Origin of the sequence: Salinicola sp. JS01, assembly GCF_030284585.1 — a bacterium.
Classification (GTDB): Bacteria; Pseudomonadota; Gammaproteobacteria; order Pseudomonadales; family Halomonadaceae; genus Salinicola.
This window is the reverse complement of sequence record NZ_CP127244.1, coordinates 4394279-4418741: the sequence shown is the minus strand read 5'-3', so window position 1 is coordinate 4418741 and position 24463 is coordinate 4394279. Positions and strand designations below refer to the sequence as shown.

20 protein-coding genes, 2 tRNA genes and 1 pseudogene are annotated in these 24463 nt (G+C 65.5%); 9 read left to right on the top strand and 14 right to left on the bottom strand.

What is annotated here, in order from left to right; all coding sequences use genetic code 11:
• The first annotated feature begins 94 nt into the window (after window positions 1–94).
• The 9 genes from dksA to QO259_RS20135 all read left to right on the top strand — a co-directional run bounded on the left by dksA (window position 95) and on the right by QO259_RS20135 (window position 8791).
• Window positions 95–532 (top strand): RNA polymerase-binding protein DksA, encoded by a 438-nt coding sequence (dksA, locus tag QO259_RS20175; RefSeq protein WP_035476187.1) that lies wholly within the window; start codon window positions 95–97, stop codon window positions 530–532.
• A 136-nt stretch (window positions 533–668) separates the two neighbouring features.
• Window positions 669–1547, top strand: coding sequence for a tRNA glutamyl-Q(34) synthetase GluQRS (gene gluQRS, locus QO259_RS20170; RefSeq protein ID WP_285951340.1), 879 nt, complete (start codon window positions 669–671; stop codon window positions 1545–1547).
• 897 nt (window positions 1548–2444) lie between these two features.
• The gene (gene pcnB / locus QO259_RS20165; protein ID WP_285951339.1) at window positions 2445–3878 is read left to right on the top strand and encodes a polynucleotide adenylyltransferase PcnB; all 1434 of its coding nucleotides are present in this window, start codon (window positions 2445–2447) and stop codon (window positions 3876–3878) included.
• Window positions 3871–4365: a 2-amino-4-hydroxy-6-hydroxymethyldihydropteridine diphosphokinase gene (folK, locus tag QO259_RS20160; protein ID WP_285951338.1), complete on the top strand. Its 495-nt coding sequence runs from the start codon at window positions 3871–3873 to the stop codon at window positions 4363–4365. The genes pcnB and folK overlap by 8 nt, the downstream gene beginning before the upstream one ends.
• Before the next feature lie 111 nt (window positions 4366–4476).
• Complete coding sequence (gene panB / locus QO259_RS20155) at window positions 4477–5268, top strand: 3-methyl-2-oxobutanoate hydroxymethyltransferase (protein ID WP_285951337.1); 792 nt, start codon at window positions 4477–4479, stop codon at window positions 5266–5268.
• Entirely contained in the window at window positions 5268–6131 is an 864-nt protein-coding gene (gene panC / locus QO259_RS20150) for a pantoate--beta-alanine ligase (RefSeq protein ID WP_285951336.1), read from the top strand. The genes panB and panC overlap by 1 nt, the downstream gene beginning before the upstream one ends.
• Window positions 6124–6630 carry a GNAT family N-acetyltransferase gene (locus QO259_RS20145; protein ID WP_285951335.1) on the top strand — a complete coding sequence of 169 codons (507 nt, stop codon included), beginning with the start codon at window positions 6124–6126 and terminating at the stop codon, window positions 6628–6630. The genes panC and QO259_RS20145 overlap by 8 nt, the downstream gene beginning before the upstream one ends.
• A gap of 41 nt (window positions 6631–6671) precedes the next feature.
• Window positions 6672–7628 carry a type I pantothenate kinase gene (gene coaA / locus QO259_RS20140; protein WP_207036180.1) on the top strand — a complete coding sequence of 319 codons (957 nt, stop codon included), beginning with the start codon at window positions 6672–6674 and terminating at the stop codon, window positions 7626–7628.
• 137 nt (window positions 7629–7765) lie between these two features.
• Window positions 7766–8791 (top strand): acyltransferase family protein, encoded by a 1026-nt coding sequence (locus QO259_RS20135; RefSeq protein ID WP_285951334.1) that lies wholly within the window; start codon window positions 7766–7768, stop codon window positions 8789–8791.
• A gap of 110 nt (window positions 8792–8901) precedes the next feature.
• Here the strand turns inward: QO259_RS20135 and pnp are convergent.
• The 14 genes and pseudogenes from pnp to ftsH form a co-directional block, all read right to left on the bottom strand.
• Window positions 8902–11030: pseudogene (pnp, locus tag QO259_RS20130) on the bottom strand (polyribonucleotide nucleotidyltransferase).
• Between the two features lie 443 nt (window positions 11031–11473).
• A complete protein-coding gene (gene rpsO, locus QO259_RS20125; RefSeq protein ID WP_035476178.1) occupies window positions 11474–11743 on the bottom strand; it encodes a 30S ribosomal protein S15 in 270 nt (89 codons plus the stop codon).
• Between the two features lie 141 nt (window positions 11744–11884).
• On the bottom strand, window positions 11885–12811 hold the full coding sequence (gene truB, locus QO259_RS20120) for a tRNA pseudouridine(55) synthase TruB (RefSeq protein WP_285951333.1): 927 nt from the start codon (window positions 12809–12811) through the stop codon (window positions 11885–11887).
• Window positions 12811–13323: a 30S ribosome-binding factor RbfA gene (gene rbfA / locus QO259_RS20115; protein WP_285951332.1), complete on the bottom strand. Its 513-nt coding sequence runs from the start codon at window positions 13321–13323 to the stop codon at window positions 12811–12813. Before rbfA ends, truB begins: the two co-directional genes overlap by 1 nt.
• A gap of 45 nt (window positions 13324–13368) precedes the next feature.
• Entirely contained in the window at window positions 13369–15891 is a 2523-nt protein-coding gene (gene infB / locus QO259_RS20110; protein ID WP_207036191.1) for a translation initiation factor IF-2, read from the bottom strand.
• 27 nt (window positions 15892–15918) lie between these two features.
• Entirely contained in the window at window positions 15919–17412 is a 1494-nt protein-coding gene (nusA, locus tag QO259_RS20105) for a transcription termination factor NusA (RefSeq protein WP_035476175.1), read from the bottom strand.
• 142 nt (window positions 17413–17554) lie between these two features.
• A complete protein-coding gene (gene rimP, locus QO259_RS20100; RefSeq protein WP_106418827.1) occupies window positions 17555–18016 on the bottom strand; it encodes a ribosome maturation factor RimP in 462 nt (153 codons plus the stop codon).
• Window positions 18017–18175: 159 nt separating this feature from the next.
• A tRNA-Met gene (locus tag QO259_RS20095) sits at window positions 18176–18252 on the bottom strand.
• A 118-nt stretch (window positions 18253–18370) separates the two neighbouring features.
• A tRNA-Leu gene (locus tag QO259_RS20090) sits at window positions 18371–18457 on the bottom strand.
• A gap of 79 nt (window positions 18458–18536) precedes the next feature.
• Window positions 18537–18917 carry a preprotein translocase subunit SecG gene (gene secG, locus QO259_RS20085; protein WP_207036194.1) on the bottom strand — a complete coding sequence of 127 codons (381 nt, stop codon included), beginning with the start codon at window positions 18915–18917 and terminating at the stop codon, window positions 18537–18539.
• Window positions 18918–18921: 4 nt separating this feature from the next.
• A complete protein-coding gene (gene tpiA, locus QO259_RS20080) occupies window positions 18922–19671 on the bottom strand; it encodes a triose-phosphate isomerase (protein WP_207036196.1) in 750 nt (249 codons plus the stop codon).
• Window positions 19672–19750: 79 nt separating this feature from the next.
• Window positions 19751–21136 (bottom strand): phosphoglucosamine mutase, encoded by a 1386-nt coding sequence (glmM, locus tag QO259_RS20075; RefSeq protein ID WP_285951331.1) that lies wholly within the window; start codon window positions 21134–21136, stop codon window positions 19751–19753.
• Complete coding sequence (gene folP / locus QO259_RS20070) at window positions 21129–21998, bottom strand: dihydropteroate synthase (RefSeq protein ID WP_285951330.1); 870 nt, start codon at window positions 21996–21998, stop codon at window positions 21129–21131. The genes glmM and folP overlap by 8 nt, the downstream gene beginning before the upstream one ends.
• A 234-nt stretch (window positions 21999–22232) precedes the next feature.
• A complete protein-coding gene (ftsH, locus tag QO259_RS20065; RefSeq protein ID WP_035476169.1) occupies window positions 22233–24197 on the bottom strand; it encodes an ATP-dependent zinc metalloprotease FtsH in 1965 nt (654 codons plus the stop codon).
• Window positions 24198–24463 lie beyond the last annotated feature (266 nt).

Below are 24463 nucleotides of genomic sequence, written 5' to 3'. Positions count from 1 at the left end.
AACAAGCATGGCTTCGGGCGGCGGCTGATGCTGCCCATGGTCGATTCTCGACCGAATCACACGCGTCACGACACTTGTGTAACGAGGCAGCCCCATGCCAGTAGCAGAAAAGAAAACGGAAGCGCCCAAGGCATTCACCCCGTACCAGCCGGCACCGGGTGAAGAGTACATGAACGAAAAGCAGCTTGCGCACTTCCGTGAGATCCTGCTGGGCTGGAAACAGGATCTTATGGAAGAGGTCGATCGCACGGTGCGCCACCTGCAGGAAGAGGCGAACAACTTCGCCGATCCCGCCGACCGGGCGACGCAGGAAGAGGGCTTCAGCCTCGAGCTGAGAACGCGTGACCGCGAGCGTAAACTGCTCAAGAAGATCAACGAAACGATCGACAAGATCGACGAAGACGATTACGGCTTCTGTGAAGCGTGTGGCGTCGAGATCGGCATCCGCCGCCTCGAGGCACGCCCCACCGCCACGCTGTGCGTCGACTGCAAGACGCTGGCGGAGCTGAAGGAGAAGCAGCTCGGCGGCTGATCGCGCCAATTAGCTCGGCGGTCCATGGATCGCCTGGGCCAGCAGCAGACGGGCACCGACGGGTGCCCGTTTTGTTTTTCCCGTTCTGCTGGCGCTTCCCATCACGCCGGCTTTCCCAGACCATCATGGAGAGACGATGCCCTACATCGGTCGTTTCGCCCCCACGCCTTCCGGCCCACTGCACCTGGGATCGCTGGTCGCCGCCCTGGGTAGCTGGCTCGACGCGCGCGCCGCCGGCGGGCGCTGGCTGCTGCGCATCGAGGACATCGACCCGCCACGCTGCCCGCCCCAGGCCGCGGCGACCATTCAACGCCAGCTGGCGGCCTTCGGCCTTACCTGGGACGGCGAGATCTGCTTCCAGCACCGGCGCGACGACGCCTACCAGGCCGCGCTCGAACGCCTGGCCGCCACCGGCCGGGTCTACCCCTGCGGCTGCTCGCGCAAGGAGTGGCAGCATCTCGGCCACTACCCCGGCTGGTGCCGCGAGCATCCGCGCCATCCCCAGCGCCCCCAAGCGTGGCGCCTGCGCACCGACCTCGGCCCCAATCCGGTGGTCTGGCAGGACCGGCTGTTCGGCACCCAGCGGCTCGACCCGACCACCCAGGGCGATGTGGTGGTCAAACGCAAGGATGGCCCGTGGGCCTATCAGCTGGCGGTGGTGGTCGACGATGCCGCCCAGGGCATCACCGACGTGGTGCGTGGCTTCGACCTGCTCGACAACACCCCGTGGCAGCGCCAGCTGCAGCAGGCCCTGGACTACCCCGAGCCGCGCTATCTGCACCTGCCACTGATTCGCGGCGAGGACGGGCAGAAACTCTCCAAGCAGAATCTGGCGCCACCGCTGCCACTGGACGACGCCGCCGTGCGCCCGCTGCTCCACCGGGCGCTCGCGCTGCTCGACCAGCGCCCTCCTGCGGAGCTGTCTCAGGCTCCGGTCGCCACCCAGCTAGCGTGGGCGGTGGATGCCTGGTCCCCACGGGCGCTGACACCCCATGCCTACCGCGATCTGACGTGAACACCGGCGGCGCGCGCGTCTACCCCCTTCGACTGACGACCATGGTCTAAGCGCAATTCATGTCATTTTGCGTCACCCTTGTCGCCATTGCAGGAGGGGTTCTGCACCAAGAACAAGCATCGGATGGCTTTTCTGCCCCGTTTTGAACCACCCCTCTCAGGCATACGGGCCGACAAGATCAAGACCTGGCCTCAAGGGAAAAGCTAACCCATTGATCAAAAAGAAAAAACCAGGGGATGGCACGCCCAGTGCACTCACATTGGACAAGAAGAACAAACGACATCCACCGGTCGCACCAACAATAACAATTGCGACAGGAAGACAGCACTGACGCCAACAACGACAACTCAGGCGTCGACTCGAACGACTCGCTGCCGCCGGAGCGACAACAACGACAACGGCCTCCAGGCAGCCAGAGGGACAACAACGACAACGCCCTCGAGTCATGCATGCAACCAGGACGCGACGTTCTTCGGTAGGCCGGGCAACAACAACAACGCGCCCCGTAACCCGAAGACTTCCCGAAACAACGACAACACTCGGGAAAAGGCATTGCCTGTCGTGGTTGGATTATTGTTTTGAATACGAGGTGGTCGCCACCCGCGGTATCGCGATGCCCTGCGTCGATGATGCCACCGCTCGGTGACTGTGTTGCGTATTCAAGGCGATGCGCCATCACGAACAAAAAGAAGCGGCATGGACGTTGCAGAAAATGCTTAAGAGGGGAGGCCGATGGCCTCCCCTTTTTGCTGTGCGCAGGTATTGCCGTGCGCGACTCACCCTCGAGCCAGCGGAGACAGGGAGACGAGGCTGGACAGATGGCCAGGGCTTCGCTATGCAAGCCTGCGGGGCTCCGCTACACTGGGGCTTTGCTATCTCGCGAGTCGACTTCGCCGCATGTTCAAAGGATTTTCCCGCTTTCTACAACGTCCCGGTGAACGTTTGAAGAGTCTCTTCGGCCCCGAGTCCGCCCGCGCCGACGCCGCCGAACCGGTCCTGCAACAGATCGTGCTCCCCCGCGACGAGCACAGCGTATCGCGCAAGAATCTGAGCGAGAATGCCCTCAAGGTGCTCTACCGGCTCAATGGCGCCGGCTACGACGCCTATCTGGTGGGCGGCTGCATCCGTGACTCCCTGCTCGGCCGGCAGCCCAAGGATTTCGACGTCGCCACCAGCGCCACTCCCGACGAAGTGCGCCAGCTGTTTCGCAACTCGCGCATCATCGGCCGGCGCTTCCGTATCGTTCACGTGCGCTTCGGTCGCGAGATCATCGAGGTCACCACCTTCCGCGGCAGCCACGGCGAGGGCGATGACGGCAATGTCAGCCAGCAGTCCGACGAAGGGCTGCTGCTGCGTGACAACGTCTGGGGCAGCGTGGAAGAGGACGCTATCCGCCGCGACTTCACCGTCAACGCCCTCTATTACAGCGTCAGCGACTTCAGCATCTACGACTGGACCGGCGGCATCGCCGATCTCGACCGCCGCCTGCTGCGCCTGATCGGCGACCCCGAGACGCGCTATCGCGAGGATCCGGTGCGCATGCTGCGTGCCGCCCGCTTCGCCGCCAAGCTCGATTTCGCCATCGAAGCCGGCACCGAGGCGCCAATTCGCGAACTCGCCCCGCTGCTGCTGCAGATTCCGCCGGCACGTCTGTTCGAAGAGGTGCTCAAGCTGTTCCTCTCCGGCCACGCGGTGCAGAGCTTCCGCTGCCTGCGCGAACTCGGGCTCTACGCCATGCTGTTCCCGGAGAGCGACGAGGCGCTGGCAGACCTGCCCTGGGCAGAAGTCCTGGTCGAGCAGGCGCTGGCCAACACCGATGCCCGCCTGGCCGAGGATCGCCCGGTCACCCCGGCCTTCCTCTTCGCTGCGCTGCTGTGGCCGTGCGTGGTACAGCGCACCGCCCGCTTGGCCCACGAGCAGGAGCTGCCCGATGTCCCCGCCCAGCAGGCGGCGGCACAGCAGGTCATAAGCCGTCAGCTCCAGCACACCTCGATTCCCAAGCGTTTCAGCATCCCCATGCGCGAGATCTGGGATCTCCAGCAGCACCTGCCGCGCCGGCGCGGGCGCAAGGTATTCCAGACGCTGGAGCATCCGCGCTTCCGCGCCGCCTACGACTTCCTGCTGCTGCGCGAGCAGGCCGGCGAGCTCACGCCTGAGCTGGGCGAGTGGTGGACCGAGTTCCAGCACGCCGACGAGAGCCGTCAGCACGAGTTGATGAAGCAGGTCGATGGTGGCCACCCGGCCTCCACCAACGGCAAGCCCAAGCGCCGCCGCCCGCGCAAGCGCCGTCGCCCCAGCAACCGCGCCGCACCGCCGACCCTGGATGAGTGATTCCACCGGCGCGCTGGCCTATATCGGCCTCGGCAGCAATCTCGAGGCACCGCGCGATCAGCTCGAGCGCGCCCTCGCGGCGCTCGCGGTCCTGCCGCTGAGCACCCTGGTGGCGCGCTCCTCGCTCTATGCGAGCGCCCCCGTGGGCCCCCAGGACCAGCCCGACTTCGTCAATGCGGTAGTGGCCTTGCGCACCCGCCTCTCGCCGCTGGCGCTGCTCGATCAGCTACAGGCGCTGGAACAGCGCCACCGTCGTGTCCGCCTGCGCCACTGGGGGCCGCGCACGCTGGACCTCGACCTGCTCAGCTACGCCGACCTGAGCCTGCACACCCCGCGCCTGACGCTGCCGCATCCGCAACGCCTGGCGCGGCGCTTCGTGCTCGAACCCCTGGCCGAGATCGACCCCACGCTGGTGCTCGACGGCATCCCGGTGAGCGAACGCGCCGCCGCCCTGACGCACCAGCCGCTGCACCGCCTGCCGGCGTGAGCGCCGGCGCACCGACGGCAGCCTAATGTCGTGTTGCGTCCCCCGAACAACGCTTTACACTCGGCCCCGCGCCCAAGGTACCCGGCGTTCGATACCTGCGAGAGAACCGTGATGAAGCCCGTTACCCTGAATACGCTGCGCGAACTCAAGACGCGCGGCGATACCTTCAGTTGCCTGACCGCCTATGACGCGACCTTCGCCCGCTGCGCCGATGAGGCCGGCATCGAAGTGCTGCTGGTGGGCGACTCCCTCGGCATGGTGCTGCAGGGTCACGCCAGCACGCTGCCGGTCACCCTCGATGACCTCTGCTACCACACCGCCTGCGTGGCCCGCGCCAAGCGCCAGAGCCTGCTGATGGTCGACCTGCCGTTCATGAGCAACGTCGACACCGCGCAACTGTTGCGCGACGCCGGCACCCTGATGCGTGCCGGCGCCGAGATGATCAAGATCGAGGGCGAGGCGTGGATGGCCGAGGGCGTCAACGAGCTGCACCGACGCGGCGTGCCGGTGTGCGCGCATCTCGGCCTGACCCCGCAGAGCGTGCACCGTTTCGGCGGCTTCAAGGTCCAGGGCCGCGAGCGCGATCAGGCCCAGCGCATCATCCATGACGCCCAGTGCCTGGTCGATGCGGGTGCGGCGGTGATCCTGCTGGAGTGCGTGCCGGCGGATCTGGGCAAGGCGGTGCGCGACGCCGTCGCCGCACCGGTGATCGGTATTGGCGCCGGCGCCGAGGTCGACGGCCAGATCCTGGTGATGCACGACGTGCTGGGGCTCAACAGCGGCTACGTACCGCGCTTCGTCAAGAACTTCCTGAGTGGCCGTGACAGCATCGCCGACGCCTTCCGCGCCTATCACGAGGCGGTCAAGGCGCGCACCTTCCCGGCCGAGGAGCACACCTTCTGATGCACACCCTGCACGCCATTGCGCCGCTGCGCGAGTGGCTCGACGGCGAGCGCCGTCACGGCCGGCGTATCGCCCTGGTACCGACCATGGGCAACCTGCATGCGGGCCATCTGGCACTGGTCGAGCGGGCCCGCGAGCTGGCCGACGTGGTGGTGGCGACGCTGTTCGTCAATCCCCTGCAGTTCGGCCCGGGCGAGGACTTCGCACGCTACCCGCGCACCCTGGCGGCCGACAGCGAGCAACTCGAACGCCACGGCTGTGACCTACTGTTCGCCCCGAGCGTGGAGACTCTTTACCCGCAGGGGCTCGAGGGTCTGACCCGGGTGCGGGTACCCGGCGTCTCGGAGGGGCTCTGCGGCGGCAGCCGCCCCGGCCATTTCGACGGCGTCGCCACCGTGGTCTCGCTGCTGTTCCATCTGACCCAGCCGGACGTCGCCTGCTTCGGCGAGAAGGATTTCCAGCAGCTGGCGGTGATTCGCAAGCTGGTCGCCGATCTGCACTTCCCGATCCAGGTCGAAGGTGTGGCCACGGCGCGAGCCGACGATGGCCTGGCGCTCTCCTCGCGCAATGGCTATCTCTGTGCCGAGGAGCGCCAGCGCGCCAGCGCGCTCTACCGCAGCCTGCGCGAGTGTGCCGCCGCGCTGGCCGAGGGTGACCCCATCGATACCAGCCTGGCCCGGGCGCGCCAGGCCCTGACGGACGCGGGCCTGACGCTGGACTATCTGGAACTGCGTGATGCCCACCTGACGCCGCTGGCGCCCCAGGCCAGCGGTGCGGCGCGGCTGCTCGGCGCCGTCTATCTGGGCCGCACCCGGCTGATCGACAATATCGCGGTCACCCTGCCAGAGCCCGCGCATGCCTGAACGCCGCTGGCGTGCGGCGCTGCCGGGCGATCTACGCGTGATCGCCGGCTGGATCGACTCGCCGCAGGCACTCGAACGCTGGGCCGGCCCGGGGCTCTGCTGGCCGCCGGAGCCCGCTACCCTGTGGCGCGAGTTCGGCGGCGGCGCCACGCCCGCCTTCACCCTGCGCGAGGGCGCGCATCCCGTCGCCTTCGGCCAGCTGGTGCCCAAGGCGGGCGACCACTGGCACCTGGCCCGGCTCATCGTCGCCCCCGAGCGCCGCGGTCAGGGGCTGGGGCGCAGCCTGTGCCGACACCTGCTGGCACAGGCCCGGCAACGCCAGGCTCGCTGCGTCACCCTCAATGTGTTCCGCGACAACCTGGCCGCATTCGCCCTTTATCAGGCGCTGGGCTTCGTCGCCCAAGGTACGACGGACGCCCGCGGCATCCAGCCGATGTGGCTACCGCGGTTTGCCGATTCCGGCCACACCACGGACAATGAGTGCCCGGAAGACGGCTGAGCGCCGCCTGCCGACTCGACGATCATGGTCAGAGACAGCCAATGAACCAACTGAGACCGGACCCGTTCTCACCCTACCAGTTCTACTCGGCGCAGCAGTGGGCTGCCTTTCGCGCCGATACGCCGCTGACGCTCGCCTCCGAGGAGGTGCAGCGGCTGCGCTCGCTCAACGACCCGATCGATCTCGACGAGGTGCGGCGCATCTATCTGTCGCTGTCACGGCTGCTCTCCTCCTACGTCGAGGCCAGCCAGCAGCTCTACGCCCAGCGCAAGCGCTTCCTCGACATCGACGACACCCAGAAGACGCCGTTCATCATCGGCCTGGCCGGGTCGGTGGCAGTGGGCAAGTCGACCACCGCGCGTATTCTCAAGGAGCTGCTGGCGCGCTGGCCGTCGAGCCCCAAGGTCGATCTGGTCACCACCGATGGCTTCCTCTATCCCAACGCGGTGCTCAAGGACAAGGCCCTGATGACCCGCAAGGGCTTCCCCGAGAGCTACGATATCGGCGCGCTGCTGCGCTTTCTCTCGTGGATCAAGGCGGGGGTGCGCAACGTCCAGGCACCGCTCTACTCGCACCTCACCTACGATGTGCGTGAGCGTGAGTTCCAGACCGTCGACCGCCCCGACATCCTGATCGTCGAGGGCATCAACGTGCTACAGGTGCGCGACCTGCCCGAAGACGGCAAGATGGTGCCGTTCGTCTCCGACTTCTTCGACTTCTCGATCTACATCGACGCCGAAGAGCGGCATATCCACGACTGGTATCTGGAGCGCTTCAAGCTGCTGCGCCAGACCGCCTTCCAGAACCCCGACTCCTTCTTCCATCGCTATGCCCAGATCGGCGAAGCCGAGGCGCTGGAGATCGCCGAGGGGCTGTGGCGCGACATCAACCGCCGCAACCTGCGCGAGAACATCCTGCCCACCCGCCCGCGCGCCGATCTGATCCTGCGCAAGGGACGCGATCATCTGGTCGAACAGGTGGCACTGCGCAAGGTGTGAGCCTCGCCGGCTGTGCAAACTTGCCGCACAGAACTTGTCCAGACATAGCATTTTGTCAGCCTGTGTGACGGCGGCGAACTTTCGCCGCCGTTTCCCCTCGGATAGCTGTCAACTTTGGTCGAAGACAGGAAGTCGGGATGCTGGTTTCGGTTCAGGCGCTGCGCGCCCTGGCGGCGTGGATCGTCGTCTTTCACCACTTCATGCAGGTGTTCTTCGGCTTCCAGGCCGATAACTGGGTCGAGTATCTGCTCTCCACCCGCGGCCAGGTGGGTGTGGACATCTTCTTCGTCATCAGCGGCTTCGTGATCACCGTCTCGACCCGCGGCAAGCGCCTCTCGATGCCCCAGTTCCTGCTTCAGCGCTGCGCGCGTATCGTCCCCGCCTACTGGCTGTATACCGCAATCACCGCGCTGGTGATCGTGTTCACCAGCGACGTGATGCCGGAGTACGGCTTCAGTGTCATCGGGCTGGTCAAATCGCTGCTGTTCATCCCTGCCGAGAACCCGGCCGGCTACGGCTACTACCCGATCCTGCCAGTGGGCTGGACGCTCAACTTCGAGATGCTGTTCTACCTGGTGTTCGCCGCCTCGTTGCTGCTGGCGCGGCCGTGGCGACTGTGGGGGCTGGTGATCGCGATCGTGGCGATCAATACGCTGTTTGCCCCCCAACCCTTCATCAGCAGCTTCTATAGCGACCCGATCATCTTCGAATTCCTGCTCGGCGTGGGTATCGGCGTCTACTACGCCCGCCACGGGCTACCCACCGGGCGGCTGTGGCCGCTGCTGCTGATCGGGCTCAGCGTGGCAGCACTACTCGCCTTCGACGACCCTTCCGGCGCGCTACGCTTCTTCGCCTGGGGGCTGCCAAGCGCCCTGCTGGTGATCGCCTGCATCGCGCTGGAGCCATACATCGGCGACAACCGGGTGTTCAAACGCATGGGCGACTGGTCCTACTCGACCTATCTGCTCCATGTCATCGTGCTGTGGTGCGGCAACTACCTGCTCACCCAGCGCCTGGGGCTCGGCCCCTATCTCACCCTGGCGATCTGCCTGCCGATCATCGCGCTGCTCTCCTGGATCAGCTTCGAGCTGGTGGAGAAGCGCCTGTCGCGACGGATCAAGCGCTGGCTGCCGGCACCCCGCACCACCGCCGTCAGCGCCTGAGAGGGTATTGACAGAAGTGTTCTTCAAAAAGCGCTCGTCACAAAAACGCCCGGCCCGCACGAGGCGGACCGGGCGTGGTCGAGCGAGCAGCGGGCGTGGTGCCCGCGGGCTTACTCGGGGGTCGCGAGCGAGGCTTCGAAGGCGGCCTGCTCTTCCGGGGTGATCTCCTTGATCGACAGCTTGACGCGGTTGCGGTTGTCGATATCGAGCACCTTGACCGTCACTTCCTGGCCTTCGCTCAGGTAGTCCTTCACGTCGTTGACGCGCTCCGGCACGATCTGCGAGATGTGCACCAGACCGTCGGTGCCCGGCATGAAGTTGACGAAGGCGCCGAAGTCGGCCAGACGCACCACCTTGCCACGGTAGAGCTTGCCGATCTCGGCTTCGGCAGTGATCGCTTCGACGCTGTCGATGGCGCGCTTGGCCGCGGCGCGGTCTTCGGCGTAGATGCGCACGGTGCCGTCGTCGTCGATGTCGATCGAAGCGCCGGTCTCTTCGCAGATACCGCGAATGGTGGCGCCACCCTTGCCGATGACGTCACGGATCTTGTCCGGATCGATCTTGATCGTCTGCATCGCCGGCGCGTAGTCGGAGACTTCGTTGCGGCTCTCGGCGATGACCGCGTTCATCTTGTCGAGGATCTCGAGACGCGCCTGGTGCGCCTGGGAGAGCGCGGTCTCCATGATCTCTTCGTTGATGCCCTCGATCTTGATGTCCATCTGTAGCGCGGTCACGCCCTGGGCGGAACCGGCCACCTTGAAGTCCATGTCGCCGAGGTGGTCCTCGTCACCCAGGATATCGGTCAGCACGGCGAAGCCGTCATCGTCCTTGACCAGGCCCATGGCGATACCCGCCACCGGGGCCTTGATCGGCACGCCGGCATCCATCAGCGCCAGCGAGGTACCACAGACGGACGCCATCGAACTGGAACCGTTGGACTCGGTGATCTCGGAGACCACACGGATGGTATAGGGGAAGTCGTCTTCGCTCGGCAGCATTGCCTGCACGCCGCGACGTGCCAGCCGGCCGTGGCCGATCTCGCGGCGCTTGGGGCCACCCATGAAGCCGGCTTCGCCGACGCTGTAGGGGGGAAGTTGTAGTGCAGCAGGAAACGATCCTTGCGCTCGCCTTCCAGCGACTCGATCAGCTGGGCGTCACGCAGCGTGCCCAGGGTGGCGATGACCACGGCCTGGGTCTCGCCGCGGGTGAACAGCGCCGAACCATGGGTGCGCGGCAGCACGCCGACCTTGACGTCGAGCGGACGCACGGTCTTGTGGTCGCGACCGTCGATGCGCGGCTCGCCGGCGATGACGCGACGCCGCACGGTGTGCTTCTCGAGGCTGGCCAGGGCACCGCTCACCTCGTCGGCACTGAACTGCGGGCTGTCGCCGGCGGCGAACTGGGCCAGCGCGTCGCTGCGGATCGCGGCCAGCGCATCCTGACGCGCCATCTTGTCGGTGATGCGATAGGCCTCGCCGATCTTGGCTTCGAAGGCGCCGGCGATGGCGCTCTTGAGCGCGGCGTTGTCGGCCGCTGGCTGCCAGTCCCACTTGGGCTTGCCCGCTTCCTGGGCGAATGCCTTGATCGCTTCCACCGCGACCTGCATCTCCTGGTGGGCGTAGAGCACGCCGCCGAGCATTTCGTCTTCGCTCAGCTCCTGGGCTTCGGACTCGACCATCAGCACGGCCTTGTCGGTACCGGCGACGACCATGTTGAGCTCGGTGGTGGCGAGCTCGTCCACCTTGGGATTGAGGAAGTAGCCACGCGACTCGGTGAAACCGACGCGGGCGGCGCCGATCGGGCCGTTGAACGGCAGCCCGGAGATCGCCAGCGCGGCCGAGGTGCCGAGCATCGCAGCGATGTCCGGGTCCTGGTTACGATCGGCGGAGAGTACGGTACAGATGACCTGGACTTCGTTCATGAAGCCCTTGGGAAACAGCGGACGGATCGGGCGGTCGATCAGACGCGAGGTCAGCGTCTCTTTTTCGGTGGGGCGCCCTTCACGCTTGAAGAAGCCGCCGGGGATCTTGCCGACCGAGTAAGTCTTCTCCTGGTAGTGCACGGAGAGCGGGAAAAAGTCCTGGCCGGGCTTGAGATCCTTGCGGCCGACGACGGTACACAGCACCACGGTGTCATCCATGGTGACCAGCACGGCGCCGGTAGCCTGACGGGCGACGCGCCCGGTTTCGAGAGTGACGGTGCTGGCACCGTACTGGAAGGTGGTTTCGACCGGATTCACGGGTATTCCTTCAACTTGTCGGATTCATGTGGGTCTTTTGACTCGGCGACCATTCTAGGCGTTCGCGCGGGCGAGAGCTACCGACGTCGCCCGCGTGGCGCACGCCGCACAGACGCGAAAAACCGCCGTGGAAAGCGCCTGCCAAACCCTCTGCCGATGGGCGCCGGAGGCGGGGCGAAGCGAGGGTCCTTTGCCAGGGATGGCAAAGGTAGCGCACAGGGATGTGTTTACAGCGCCCTCGCGAAGGCCTGCCGCCGGGAAAGCCCATCCAGCCTGGTGTGAACGGCGTGCGAAAGATGTTTCAAGGAAAAGGCGGAGGAGCAGGGCGAAGTGATGCCTCGGGTGCCGCGCAGGACATCAGCACGGACATAAAAAAACAGGCAATCCCGAGCGGGATTGCCTGTCTCGAACACGCGCTGCCGGCAAGATGCCGGCAGACGGTATCAGCGACGCAGACCGAGCTTCTTGATCAGCGACTGATAGCGGTCGAAGTCCTTACCCTTGAGGTAGTCCAGCAGCTTGCGGCGCTGGTTGACCATGCGGATCAGACCACGACGGGAGTGGTGATCCTGCTTGTGATCCTTGAAGTGGCTCTGCAGGCCATCGATGTTGGCGCTCAGCAGGGCAACCTGCACTTCAGGGGAACCGGTGTCGTTCTCGCCCTGACCGAACTCTTTGACGATTTCGGCTTTCTTTTCGGCAGTCAGTGCCATGAAACACTCTCCTAAGCAATATGCTTGAGTGATGAATGTCGGAGACCACGCATATTTGCAGTCTCCCGATGATCGCCGAAGCGCGCTTCGGCGTGTGGCGTCGAGCCGGGCTCGCCGCCGTCACTACCCTGGCGTCGGAATTCAGCCCGACGCCAGAGCCGCGGTATCGACCAGGCGCTTGGGCGCAATCTCCGTCGCACCGGTCGCCTCGACCAGCCCCAGAAAGGCGTGGTCGAGATAGAGTCTTGCCGTGCTGCCAGATGCCAACGTGCCGGCGGCCACCGCGGCGCGCTGCCCGTGAAGCAGGCGGTCGGCGGTCTCGGCGTCCACCGCGAGCGGTGGCAGATGGTCGAGCATCGCATCGGCCGGCAGCAGCTGCGCTAGCCGAGCGTCGTCGTCCATCGCCTCGAGCGCTGCGAGCGTCACCCGGTTGGCGCTGTCGAAAGGCCCTGTCTGCAGCCGCTCGAGCGCCGTGATATGCGCGCCGAAACCGGCTTCGCGGCCGATATCCTCGGCCAGCGTGCGGATATAGGTGCCCTTGCTGCAGCGCACCTCGAGCCAGAAGCCATCGGGCTCCCAGCCGAGCGGGCGCACATCATACACCGTCACACGGCGCGGCGCACGTGCCACCGTCTTGCCCTCCCGCGCCAGCTCGTAGAGCTTGCGCCCTTGGTGCTTGAGCGCGGAGTACATCGGCGGCACCTGCTCGATCTCGCCGTGAAAGCGCGTCAGCAGCGCCTCGATGGCCTCGCGATCCAGCCGTTCGGGGAGCGCCTGGCGGGCGATCACTTCGCCTTCGGCATCGCCGGTGTCAGTGATCTCACCCAGCTTTACCCGGGTACGGTAGACCTTGTTGGCCTCCAGCAGATGCGCGGAGAACTTGGTCGCCTCGCCGAGACAGATCGGCAGCAGCCCGGTCGCCATCGGGTCCAGCGTACCGGTGTGCCCCGCCTTGCGCGCCTGATACAGACGCCGGACCCGCTGCAGCGCGTGGTTGCTGGACATGCCCTGGGGCTTGTCCAGCAGCAGCACGCCATCGATCGCCAGGCCCTTGCGACGCCTGGCCATCAGCGCGGCTCTCCATCACCCCGCTGCGGCGCTCCATCACCCCGCTGAGGCTCTCCATCACCCCGCTGAGGCTCTCCATCACCCCGCTGCGGCGCGTCATCATCAGACGACGCGTCAGCGTCAGACGAGGCGTCGTCGGCAGGCTCATCGTGACGCTTGTCGCTGGCCACCGCTTCGTCGATCAGCGCCGAGAGGTGATGGCCGCGCAGCACGCTTTCGTCGTAGTGAAAGCGCAGCTCCGGCACGTGACGCAGCTTGATGCGACGCGCGATCTGCGAGCGCAGGAAGCCGGCCGCACGCTTGAGCACGCCCAGGTTCTCACGCACCCGCTCGGCGTCGTTCTCGCCCAGCAGGGTCACGAAGACATCGGCATAGCCGAGGTCCCGGCTGACCTTCACCGAGCTGACGGTGACCATGCCCAGCCGCGGATCCTTGATCTCGCGCTGGATCAGCACGGCCAGCTCCTGCTGGAGCTGGTCGGCGACCCGGTCGGTTCGTTTGAATTCGCGCATCGTTAGCTCCGTGGCCCCGGAGGCCGTGCCCCCGGGGATCGCCGCTTACAGCGAGCGTTCGACCTTGACCTGATCGAAGACCTCGATCTTGTCGCCGACCTGAACGTCGTTGTAGTTCTTGACGCCGATACCGCACTCCATGCCGTTACGCACTTCGTTGACGTCATCCTTGAAGCGACGCAGGGACTCCAGATCGCCTTCGTAGATGACCACGTTGTCGCGCAGCACACGGATCTTCTTGTTGCGATGGACGGTGCCCTCGATGACCATACAGCCAGCGATCGCGCCAATCTTCGGCGCCTTGAACACGTCGCGCACTTCGGCGATACCGACGATCTCTTCCTTCCACTCCGGCGCCAGCATGCCACTCATGGCCTGCTTGACCTCGTCGATCAGCTGGTAGATGACGCTGTAGTAGCGCAGATCCAGCCCTTCACGCTCGACGATCTCGCGTGCGGAGGCATCGGCACGCACGTTGAAGCCGACCAAAATCGCCTCGCTGGCGAGCGCCAGGTTGGCGTCGGTGCCGGTGATACCACCAACCCCGGAGGAGACCACGGCGACCTGGACTTCGTCGGTGGAGAGCTCTTCGAGTGCCCCACGGATCGCCTCCAGCGAGCCCTGCACGTCGGCCTTGAGCACGACGTTGACCTTGGCCACCTCGTCCTGGCCCATCTGGCTGAACATGTTCTCCAGCTTGGCCTTCTGCTGGCGCGCCAGGCGCACTTCGCGGTACTTGCCCTGACGGAAGTTGGCGATCTCGCGCGCCTTCTTCTCATCACTCAGCACCATGAAGTCCTCGCCCGCTTCCGGCGTACCGTCGAGACCCTGGATCTCCACCGGCATCGACGGGCCCACCGACTCGACCTGCTGACCGAGTTCGTTGGTCAGCGCCCGTACGCGGCCGTAGTGCAGGCCGGCGAGCACGATGTCGCCGCGGCTCAGGGTACCGTTCTGAACCAGCACGGTGGCGACCGGACCGCGGCCGCGATCGAGCCGCGACTCGACCACCACACCCTTGCCGGGCGCTTCGGGAACGGCCTTGAGCTCGAGCACTTCGGAGACCAGCAGCACGGACTCGAGCAGCTGATCGATGCCGTCACCGGTCTTGGCCGAGACGGGCACGAACTGGGTATCGCCGCCCCACTCTTCCGAGATCACGCCGTGCTGGGAGAGCTCGTTACGAATGCGGTCGAGATCGGCACCCTCTTTGTCGATCTTGTTGATCGCCACCACCAGCGGCACGCCGGCCGCCTTGGCGTGTTCGACCGCCTCGATCGTCTGCGGCATCACGCCGTCGTCGGCAGCCACCACCAGGATGACCACGTCGGTAGCCTGGGCACCGCGGGCACGCATGGCGGTAAAGGCCGCGTGTCCGGGGGTGTCGAGGAAGGTCACGCCGCCGTGTTCGCCTTCGACGTGATAGGCACCGATGTGCTGGGTGATCCCGCCGGCTTCACCGGTCGCCACCTTGGTGCGACGGATGAAGTCGAGCAGCGAGGTCTTGCCGTGGTCGACGTGACCCATCACCGTCACCACCGGTGAACGGGTGATCTCGTCGCCCTCGTAGGAGATGTTCTCGAGCACTTCGGTCTCGAGCGCATCTTCCTTGACCAAACGCGGCTTGTGGCCCATCTCCTCGACCACGATCGCAGCCGTGTCCTGGTCGATGGTCTGGTTGATGGTCACCGCCGCGCCCATGCTGAACATGGCCTTGATCACTTCGTTGGCCTTGATCGACATCTTGTCGGCGAGGTCGGCCACGCTGATCGACTCGGGGATCGCCACTTCACGCACGATCGGCTGGGTCGGCTTCTGGAACCCGTGCTGATTGTCGCCACGTCCACGACGGGTGCCACGACGCTCGGCACGCTTGACCTTCTTGCCGCCGCGACGCCGCTCACCGCGATCGTCGTCGTCGTCACGCCGACCACGACGGCCGCCGCTGTCGCGTTCCTTCTCCTTCTTGGGATGCGCGCGACGGTTGTCGGTACGCTGCTCCTTGGGCGGCGGCTCGACGAACGGCTGGCTGTTGGAGACCGGCTCGTCATCTTCGACCTGCGGCTCCTGGGGAATGTCGTCGCCCGGGGCAGTGGGGGCCGGTGACGGCGCCGCGGCCTTGTTGGAGCTCTCCTGGCCTGCGCTCTCGGCGGCAGCCTTCGCGGCCGCTTCGGCCTGCGCCTGCTGCTCGGCCTGCTGCGCCTGATGATCGGCCATGTCGCCGACCAGCTGACGCGGACCGGACTCCTCGACCGGCGCCTCTTCGGCCGGCTCGGCGTCGCGTTTGACGTAGGTACGCTTCTTGCGCACCTGCACCTCGATGGTCTTGCCACGCTCGCCCGAGCGGATCTTGCTGCGGGTGTTGCGCGTCAGCGTGATCCGGTTGCGCGGACCCCGACCCCCACCATGACTCTTGGTCAGGTGGTCGAGCAGGCGCTGCTTGTCTTCTTCGGATACGGCGTCACTCTCCTGCTTGTGCGGGAGGCCTGCATCTTTCATCTGTTCTAGCAAGCGGGAGACATCGCGTCCCACCTTGCCGGCAAACTCTTTTACGGTCATGTCTGACATTACGACCCTCCTGAACCCGTGACCACGTTACTCTTCGCTCTGAAACCAAGGCGCACGGGCAGTCATGATCAGTGCCGCTGCGCGCTCCTCGTCCACGTCGTCGATATCCTTCAGATCCTCGATGGACTGTTCCGCAAGGTCCTCCATGGTGACGATGCCACGGCTGGCGAGAATGAATGCCAGGTGGCGGTCCATGCCGTCCATCGTGAGAAGGTCTTCGGCGGGCTGAGCGCCGTCCAGTTCCTCTTCCGAGGCGATAGCCAGGTTGAGCAGCTCATCCTTGGCCCTTGCTCGCAGTTCCTCGATCAGATCCTCATCGAACTCTTCGATCTCCAGCATCTCCTCGAGCGGCACGTAGGCCAGCTCCTCGATCGTCGTGAACCCTTCCTCGACCAGGATGCGGGCGACGTCTTCGTCGATCTCGAGATGGTTGATGAAATATTCGATCAGGCTGTCGACTTCCTGCTCGCGCTTGCCCTCGGCCTCGTCCACGGTCATGACGTTGAGCGTCCAGCCCGTCAGCTCGCTGGCGAGCCGCACGTTCTGACCGCTGCGGCCGATGGCCTGAGCGAGGTTGTCCTCGGCGACGGCGACGTCCATCGAATGGGCGTCTTCATCGACGAGAATGGAAGCGACTTCCGCCGGCGCCATGGCGTTGATCACCAGCTGGGCGGGGTTGTCGTCCCATAGAATGATGTCCACGCGCTCGTTGCGCAGTTCGTTGGACACCGCTTGCACGCGCGAACCGCGCATACCGACGCAGGCGCCGACAGGATCGATGCGCTTGTCGTTGGTCTTGACCGCGATCTTGGCGCGGGCGCCCGGATCGCGTGCCGCGCCCTTGATCTCGATAAGCTGCTCGGCGATCTCGGGCACCTCGATCTTGAACAGCTCGACCAGCATGCCGGGCTTGGTCCGCGACAGGATCAACTGGGAGCCGCGGGCTTCCGGATCGACCTTCCACAGCAGCGCGCGCACGCGCTCGTTCATGCGATAGCGCTCGCCGGGGATCATCTCGCCGCGCGGCAGGAAGCCTTCGGCATTCTCGCCCAGATCGATGATGAGGCCATCGCGTGTCGTCTTCTTGACGATACCCGCGACCAGCTCGCCCTCGCGCTCGGCGTACTGCTTGACGATCTGCGCCCGCTCGGCCTCGCGCACCTTCTGCACGATGACCTGCTTGGCGGTCTGCGCCGCGATACGGCCAAAGGCCACCGACTCGATCTGCTCTTCGACGACGTCGCCGAGGGCCAGCGGCGGATCGCGCTGTTCGGCTTCGGACAGCGGGATCTCGCGCTCTTCGCTGAGATACTCTTCGTCTTCGACCACGGTCCAGCGGCGGAAGGTGTCGTACTCACCGGTGCGCCGGTCGATCTCGACCCGAACGCTCACGTCCTGACCTTCGAAACGCTTGCGCGAGGCGCTCGCGAGCGCCGCCTCAACGGCTTCGAAGATCACGTCTCGGGGAACGCTCTTCTCGTTGGAGATGGCGTCAACGACCAGCAGTATCTCTTTGCTCATGCCTATGCCTCGCCGAAAAACCGGTTCTGTGGAAACGCCTTGCTCGCATCGAAGCGTGGATCCGGCGCCTCTTCTTGTGATCGATGGGTGGTGTCGACAGCGCGATCGGCGGCTACCGATCCACCGACAGTGATGTTCGGCGTCAGTCGTCGAACTGCGGCACGACGCGCGCTTGATCGATGCTCTCGATGGGGAAGCAGTACTCTTCGCCATCGATCTGCAGCAGCACATCGTCGTCCTCGACGCCGGCCAGCAGCCCCTGGAACTTGCGCCGGCCATCGAACGCCGTGCGCAGCTTCAGCTGCACGACGTGACCACGAAAACGCGAGAAGTGATCCAGGGTATAGAGCGGGCGGTCGAGCCCGGGAGAGGAGACTTCCAGGCTGTAATGGCTCGTGATCGGATCCTCGACATCGAGCACACCGCTCACCTGGCGGCTGACGTCGGCGCAGTCGTCCACCGAGATACCGTTGGGGCTATCGATGAAGATCATCAACTTGGAGTGCTTGCCCTGAGCCAGATACTCCAGGCCCCACAGCTCGAAACCCATGGCGGTGACCACGGGTTCGATGATCGCATATAGTGCTGCGTCCTTGGTGACCACAGACGACTCCTACAGCAGTTGCATCAGGCACCTGACCGGGAGTTGAGAGACATGCAAGGTGCTAGGTGGCTGACTGACGTTGGCGTCAGCAGGCTAAGTTGAGAACGACAAAGCCGCTAACAAAAAGCCCCTTCTCTTGAAGGGGCCTTTCAAAAAACTTGGTAGCGGGGGCCGGATTTGAACCGACGACCTTCGGGTTATGAGCCCGACGAGCTACCAGACTGCTCCACCCCGCAACATCAGGTTGGCGATTATAGGAACGGCTCCGCGATGGGTCAAGGAGCGCCGCTATTCACGCAATCAACCGGTTTCGTTCAGAGGTCTGGAATCCAGATCGATTCTCAGGCTTGACGATGGTGCCGAAGGCGGGACTTGAACCCGCACGACCGTAAGGTCACTACCCCCTCAAGATAGCGTGTCTACCAATTCCACCACTTCGGCATCAGGGGAGTGTCACGCTCGATAGCGTTGACACAGACTCACGAACCCTAACCTGGCACTCGCGAGTTTTCCTTCTCACTCAAGGATTTGACGATTTTTGCGGCGTCCCTTCCTCGAGTGCTGGCGCAGCATTATTCCCGGTTTGGTCGCCGTCGTCAAGGGTCGGCGCACCATTATGTTGCTGCTCGATCACCTGGGCGTCGGGAATGCCGCTCTGCGGCGCGCTGCTGGCGCTGGATGCGAAGTAGGCCAGCGCCAGCGAGGTGACGAAGAACAGCGCGGCCAGACCACCGGTCAGCTTGGACAGGAAGCCGCCGCTGCCGCGGGAGCCGAACACCGTCTGCGAGGAGCCACCGCCGAATGCCGCACCGGCCTCGGCGCCCTTGCCCTGCTGCAGCAGGACGAGCACCACCAGTGCGATGGCGATGAGTACGTGGATCATCAAAACTGCTATCTGCATGAAATCAACCTGCTGACTGACAAATCGCTATGAAATCGTCGACCTTGAGCGACGCACCGCCGATCAGGCCGCCGTCGATATCCTGCTGTGCGAGCAGCTCGGCGGCATTGCTCGCATTCATGCTCCCGCCGTAGAGCAGGCGCAGCTCTGCGGCGAGTTCGCGGTCGAACCCCGCCTGATAGGCGCGGATCGCCGCCATGACTTCCTGGGCCTGCGCCGGGGTCGCCGTGCGTCCGGTACCGATCGCCCACACCGGCTCGTAGGCGATCGTCAACTGACGTCGCTGCGCCGGCTCGAGCCGCGACATGACATAGCCCACCTGGCGCAGCACCACCTCTTCGGTGCGCCCGGCGTCGCGCTCTTCGAGCGTCTCACCGACGCACAGGATCGGGCGAATGCCGACCCCCAGCGCCGCGATCACGCGATCGAACACCGCCTCGTCGTCCTCGCGGTAGAGCTGACGCCGTTCGGAGTGGCCGACGAGCACCGACTCGACGCCGAACTCCTTGAGCATCTGGCCGCTCACCTCACCGGTACGTGCGCCGGCGTGTAGCGGATTGAGCGTCTGCGCGCCGAGCCCGATCGGCGTGGCGGCGAAGGCTTCCGACGCGGCCTGCAGATAGGGAAAGGGAGGATGGATCAGCACCTCGACCGACGCCGGCAGCGTCGTCTCGGCAAACGCCCGCGCGAAGGTCTCGACCAGTTCCGCCGAGCCATTCATCTTCCAGTTACCCGCGATCAGCGGCTTGCGCATGCTACCTCCCGTCGGTGGTGCGACATGGTATAAAAGCCTTGACAGCAAGACAACAAGAGAACTCGCGCTCCCTGCCGCCTCAGGTGATCAGATTCTCGACGCTCGCGGCGATACGCCCGGCCATCGCGGCGACGTCGAAGCGCGGACGCCCCTCCACCATGACCCGAATCAGTGGTTCGGTGCCCGAGGGGCGCAGCAGCACTCGACCGCCATCGCCGAGCTCCTGCTCCACCGCCGCCACGCTCTGGTGCAGCTCGGGGCTTTCGAGCAGCGCCTTGGCATCGCTGCCGCCGGGCAGGCGCACGTTGACCAGCGCCTGGGGGGCCTTCTCGAAACCCTCCAGCAGCTGCGACAGGGTAGCACTTTCGCGCACCATCACCGCGAGCACCTGCAGCGCCGAGACGATACCGTCGCCGGTGGTCTGCACGTGGCGGCAGAGAATGTGCCCGGAAGACTCGCCGCCCAGCAGCCAGTCGTTGGCCAGCAGGCGCTCGGTCACGTAGCGGTCGCCGACCTTGGCGCGCTCGAACGGAATCCCCTGGCGCTCGAACGCCGCGGCCAGGCCGAAGTTGCTCATCAGCGTCCCCACCACGCCGCCGCGCAGCTTGTCACGGGCGTGCAGGTCGCGGGCGATGATGTAGAGGATCTCGTCCCCGTCGACCAGGGTACCGTCGGCGCCGACCAGCAGCACGCGATCGCCGTCGCCATCGAAGGCGATGCCGAGGTCCGCCTCGCGCTCGCGTACCGCCGCCTGTAGACGCTCGGGATGAGTCGAGCCGACGCCGTTGTTGATGTTGAGCCCATCCGGCTCGGCGCCGATCACGCTGACATCGGCCCCGAGCTCACGGAAGACGTTGGGCGCAATGTGATAGGTGGCACCGTGGGCACAGTCGAGCACGATGCGCAGGCCGTGCAGCTCGAGCCGGTTGGGCACCGTCGACTTGCAGAACTCGATGTAGCGCCCGGCGGCATCGTTGATACGTACCGCACGCCCCAGGCGATGGGGGGCCATGGTCTCGAGCGGCTGGTCGAGCTCGGCCTCGATCTCCAGCTCGACCGCATCGGCGAGCTTGAGCCCCTCGGCGGAGAAGAACTTGATGCCGTTGTCCTGATAGGGGTTGTGCGAGGCCGAGATGACGATACCGGCGTCGGCGCGAAAGGTCCGCGTCAGGTAGGCGATCCCCGGCGTGGGCATCGGCCCCAGCAGCGAGACATCCGCCCCCGCCGCCGACAGACCGGCCTCCAGCGCCGACTCGAACATATAGCCCGAAATGCGCGTGTCCTTGCCGATCACCACCTTGGGCCGCGGTGCCTGCTGGGATTTCTGACGCGTTTGCTGGTCGGCGATCCGACGCGCCAGCACCCGCCCCATGGCCCAGCCCAGCTTGAGAATGAAGTCGGCGGTGATCGGCGCCTCGCCGACCGTGCCGCGAATACCGTCGGTACCGAAATAGCGTCTACTCATGGACCCCTCGCTCCTGCAGCACTGCCCAAGCCATGTCGATCGCGTCACGCGTGGGGGCGACGTCGTGCACGCGCAGGATGCGCGCGCCACGCTCGAGCGCCATCACCGCCAGCGCCAGCCCACCGGGGAGGCGCTGACTGACCTCACGTCCCAGCGTCTCGCCGATCATGCGCTTGCGCGACACCCCTACCAGCAGCGGCAGGTCGAGCGCGTCGAGTGCGCCCAGCCGGTTGAGCAGTTGAAGATTGTGTTCCAGTGTCTTGGCAAAACCGAAGCCCGGGTCGACCAGCAGCCGCGCCCGCGGGATCCCCGCCTGCTCGCAGGCGGCGACGCGCTGGCGCAGGAAGTCGATCACCGCCGCCTCGATCGGCTCGGCATAGTGCGGCGCCTGCTGCATGGTCTGGGGCTCGCCCTGCATGTGCATCAGGCAGATCGGCAAGGCGCTCTGCGCCGCCGCGGCCAGGGCACCGTCACGGGTCAGCGCGCGCACGTCGTTGATCAGCCCCACCCCCGCCTGCGCCGACTCGGTGATGATCTGCGGCGCACTGGTATCCACCGACACCAGGGCATCAAACTCGCGCACCAGCATCTCGACCACCGGCAGCACCCGCTCGCGCTCGGCGTCGAGCGCCACCGGCTGCGCCCCGGGGCGGGTCGACTCGCCACCGACATCGATGATATCGGCGCCCTCGGCGAGCATGCGCTCGGCATGGCGCCGGGCATCGTCGAGGCGCTGATGCCGGCCGCCATCGGAGAACGAATCCGGGGTGACGTTGAGAATCCCCATCACGCGGGGACGGGTGAGGTCTAAGAGGTGCTTGCCGCAGCGCAGCATCGATCCGGCGTGGGGCGTTTCCGTCATGGGCCTCGGCTCGCCAAGAAGCGGGAAAAAGGAATGGCTCGAAAAAAGAGAGTCACTCTAAGCAGCGCCGCCGCTGGACGCAAGCGCTTGGCTTCCGAGCACAAGCACTACGCACCGGACACGAGCACTAAGCCACCAGACACAAGGGCGCTGACAGACTCACACCGCCGAGAACGCAGCAGGGCGCCCTGTCGGCGCCCTGCTGCGAGTGGAACGGTGTAAGCGGCGTCCGGCTCAGGAACCGGCGGGCCCGCCCAGCGGATCGGAGGGGCGTCGACCCGGCTCCTCGTCCTTGGGCTCGTCCTCGTCCGGCTGTGCCTCGCCGCCGCCGACCGGCTCGCCGGTACCGGCGCTCGGCCCCTGATCGTCCCAGTCCTTCGGCGGACGCGGCTTGCGCCCTTCCATGATGTCCTTGAGCTGATCGGCGTCGATGGTCTCGTACTGCATCAGCGCTTCAGCCATCAGGTCGAGCTTGTCGCGGTTCTCCTCGAGGATCTTCTCCGCCGTGGTATAGCACTCGTCGATGATGCGGCGGATCTCCTTGTCGAGACGCGTCGAGGTCTCGCCGGAGTTGAGCTTGCCGCCGCCCTGACCCGGGCCACCGAGGAACTGGTGCGACTCGTCCTCGTCGTACATCAGCGGCCCCATCTCGTCGGAGAGACCCCACTTGGCGACCATGCTGTGGGCCAGCTCCGTGGCGCGCTTGATGTCGTTGGAGGCGCCGGTGGTGACACCGTTGGGCCCCAGCGTCATCTCCTCGGCGATGCGGCCGCCGAACAGCGAGCAGATCTGGCTGATGATCTGCTGGCGCGAGTAGCTGTAGCGATCCTCCAGCGGCAGGAACATGGTCACCCCCAGCGCACGCCCGCGCGGGATGATGGTGACCTTGTAGACCGGGTCGTGCTCCGGCATCAGCAGGCCGATGATCGCGTGTCCGGACTCGTGATAGGCGGTGTTGAGCTTCTCCTTCTCGGACATCACCATCGAACGCCGCTCGGCGCCCATCATGATCTTGTCCTTGGCCAGCTCGAGCTCTTCCATGCTCACGGTGCGGCGATTGCGCCGCGCCGCGAACAGCGCCGCCTCGTTGACCAGGTTGGCCAGGTCGGCGCCCGAAAAGCCGGGCGTGCCGCGGGCGATGATACTGGCCTTGACGCCGTCACCCATCGGCACCTTGCGCAGGTGCACGTTGAGGATGTGCTCGCGCCCACGAATGTCGGGCAGCGGTACGGTGACCTGGCGGTCGAAGCGGCCCGGGCGCAGCAGCGCCGGGTCGAGCACGTCGGGGCGGTTGGTGGCGGCGATCACGATGATGCCGTCGTTGGCCTCGAAGCCGTCCATCTCGACCAGCAGCTGGTTGAGCGTCTGCTCGCGCTCGTCGTGGCCGCCGCCCATGCCGGAGCCGCGATGGCGGCCGACGGCGTCGATCTCGTCGATGAAGATGATGCAGGGCGCCTGCTTCTTGGCCTGCTCGAACATGTCACGCACACGCGAAGCGCCGACACCCACGAACATCTCGACGAAGTCGGAGCCGGAGATGGAGAAGAACGGCACCTTGGCCTCGCCGGCGATCGCCTTGGCCAGCAGCGTCTTGCCTGTCCCCGGCGGCCCCACCATCAGCACGCCGCGGGGAATCTGGCCGCCCAGACGCTGGAACTTGGAGGGGTCCTTGAGGAAGTCGACCAGCTCGACCACTTCCTCCTTGGCTTCGTCGCACCCGGCGACGTCGGCGAAGGTGGTCTTGATCTGATCCTGACTGAGCAGCTTGGCCTTGGACTTGCCGAAACTCATGGGGCCGCCGCGACCGCTGCCGCCGCCCTGCATCTGGCGCATGAAGAAGAAGAAGATGCCCAGGATCAGCAGGATCGGGAAGCTGGCGATCAACAGCCGCGTCCACAGGCTCTGCTCTTCCGGCTTCTTGCCGACCACGGTGACCTTGTGCGACAGCAGGTCATCCATCAGCTTGGGATCCTGCGCCGCCGGGCGGATGGTCTGGAACTGGGTGCCGTCGCTGCGCTCGCCACTGATGGTGTAGCCATCGATGGTCACGCTGCGCACTTGGTCGTTCTGCACCTGCTGCACGAATTGGGAGTAGCTCATCGTCTGCGGCGAGCTATCCACGCTGAAATTGTTGAACACCGTCAGCAGCACGGCTGCGATGACCAACCAGAGAATTAGATTCTTCGCCATGTCGTTCAAGACACCACCCTCATAGTACGAATCTCGCCGCCTGCGTCTGCCATGCTCTCGACCCTACCTCAGATGGGGGCTCGCGGCCATGCTTGCAAGCCGTGTCCGCGCGAAAGTCGGTCAGATAGACACCACGTGTATCGGCCTGCCGAGGTGGTGAATGCCGCCTCGAACCGGCCCTGAAATCTGCTCTATCCCGATACTGCCTTGTCTTTATCCCGATACTGATTTGTCTCTGCTCTCGATGGGCGCGCTGTCGAAGCCCAACCCTGGCT

Coding starts and splice junctions, on each gene's coding strand:
- truB (WP_285951333.1), bottom strand. CDS start 12,811: ATGGCCAGGCGTCGCAAGGGCCTGGCGATCGATGGCGTGCTGCTGCTG.
- nusA (WP_035476175.1), bottom strand. CDS start 17,412: ATGAGCAAAGAGATACTGCTGGTCGTTGACGCCATCTCCAACGAGAAG.
- rbfA (WP_285951332.1), bottom strand. CDS start 13,323: ATGCGCGAATTCAAACGAACCGACCGGGTCGCCGACCAGCTCCAGCAG.
- dksA (WP_035476187.1), top strand. CDS start 95: ATGCCAGTAGCAGAAAAGAAAACGGAAGCGCCCAAGGCATTCACCCCG.
- coaA (WP_207036180.1), top strand. CDS start 6,672: ATGAACCAACTGAGACCGGACCCGTTCTCACCCTACCAGTTCTACTCG.
- infB (WP_207036191.1), bottom strand. CDS start 15,891: ATGTCAGACATGACCGTAAAAGAGTTTGCCGGCAAGGTGGGACGCGAT.
- tpiA (WP_207036196.1), bottom strand. CDS start 19,671: ATGCGCAAGCCGCTGATCGCGGGTAACTGGAAGATGAATGGCTCGGCG.
- QO259_RS20145 (WP_285951335.1), top strand. CDS start 6,124: ATGCCTGAACGCCGCTGGCGTGCGGCGCTGCCGGGCGATCTACGCGTG.
- folP (WP_285951330.1), bottom strand. CDS start 21,998: ATGACGGAAACGCCCCACGCCGGATCGATGCTGCGCTGCGGCAAGCAC.
- rpsO (WP_035476178.1), bottom strand. CDS start 11,743: ATGGCACTGACTGCCGAAAAGAAAGCCGAAATCGTCAAAGAGTTCGGT.
- pcnB (WP_285951339.1), top strand. CDS start 2,445: ATGTTCAAAGGATTTTCCCGCTTTCTACAACGTCCCGGTGAACGTTTG.
- glmM (WP_285951331.1), bottom strand. CDS start 21,136: ATGAGTAGACGCTATTTCGGTACCGACGGTATTCGCGGCACGGTCGGC.
- panB (WP_285951337.1), top strand. CDS start 4,477: ATGAAGCCCGTTACCCTGAATACGCTGCGCGAACTCAAGACGCGCGGC.
- QO259_RS20135 (WP_285951334.1), top strand. CDS start 7,766: ATGCTGGTTTCGGTTCAGGCGCTGCGCGCCCTGGCGGCGTGGATCGTC.
- gluQRS (WP_285951340.1), top strand. CDS start 669: ATGCCCTACATCGGTCGTTTCGCCCCCACGCCTTCCGGCCCACTGCAC.
- secG (WP_207036194.1), bottom strand. CDS start 18,917: ATGCAGATAGCAGTTTTGATGATCCACGTACTCATCGCCATCGCACTG.
- folK (WP_285951338.1), top strand. CDS start 3,871: ATGAGTGATTCCACCGGCGCGCTGGCCTATATCGGCCTCGGCAGCAAT.
- panC (WP_285951336.1), top strand. CDS start 5,268: ATGCACACCCTGCACGCCATTGCGCCGCTGCGCGAGTGGCTCGACGGC.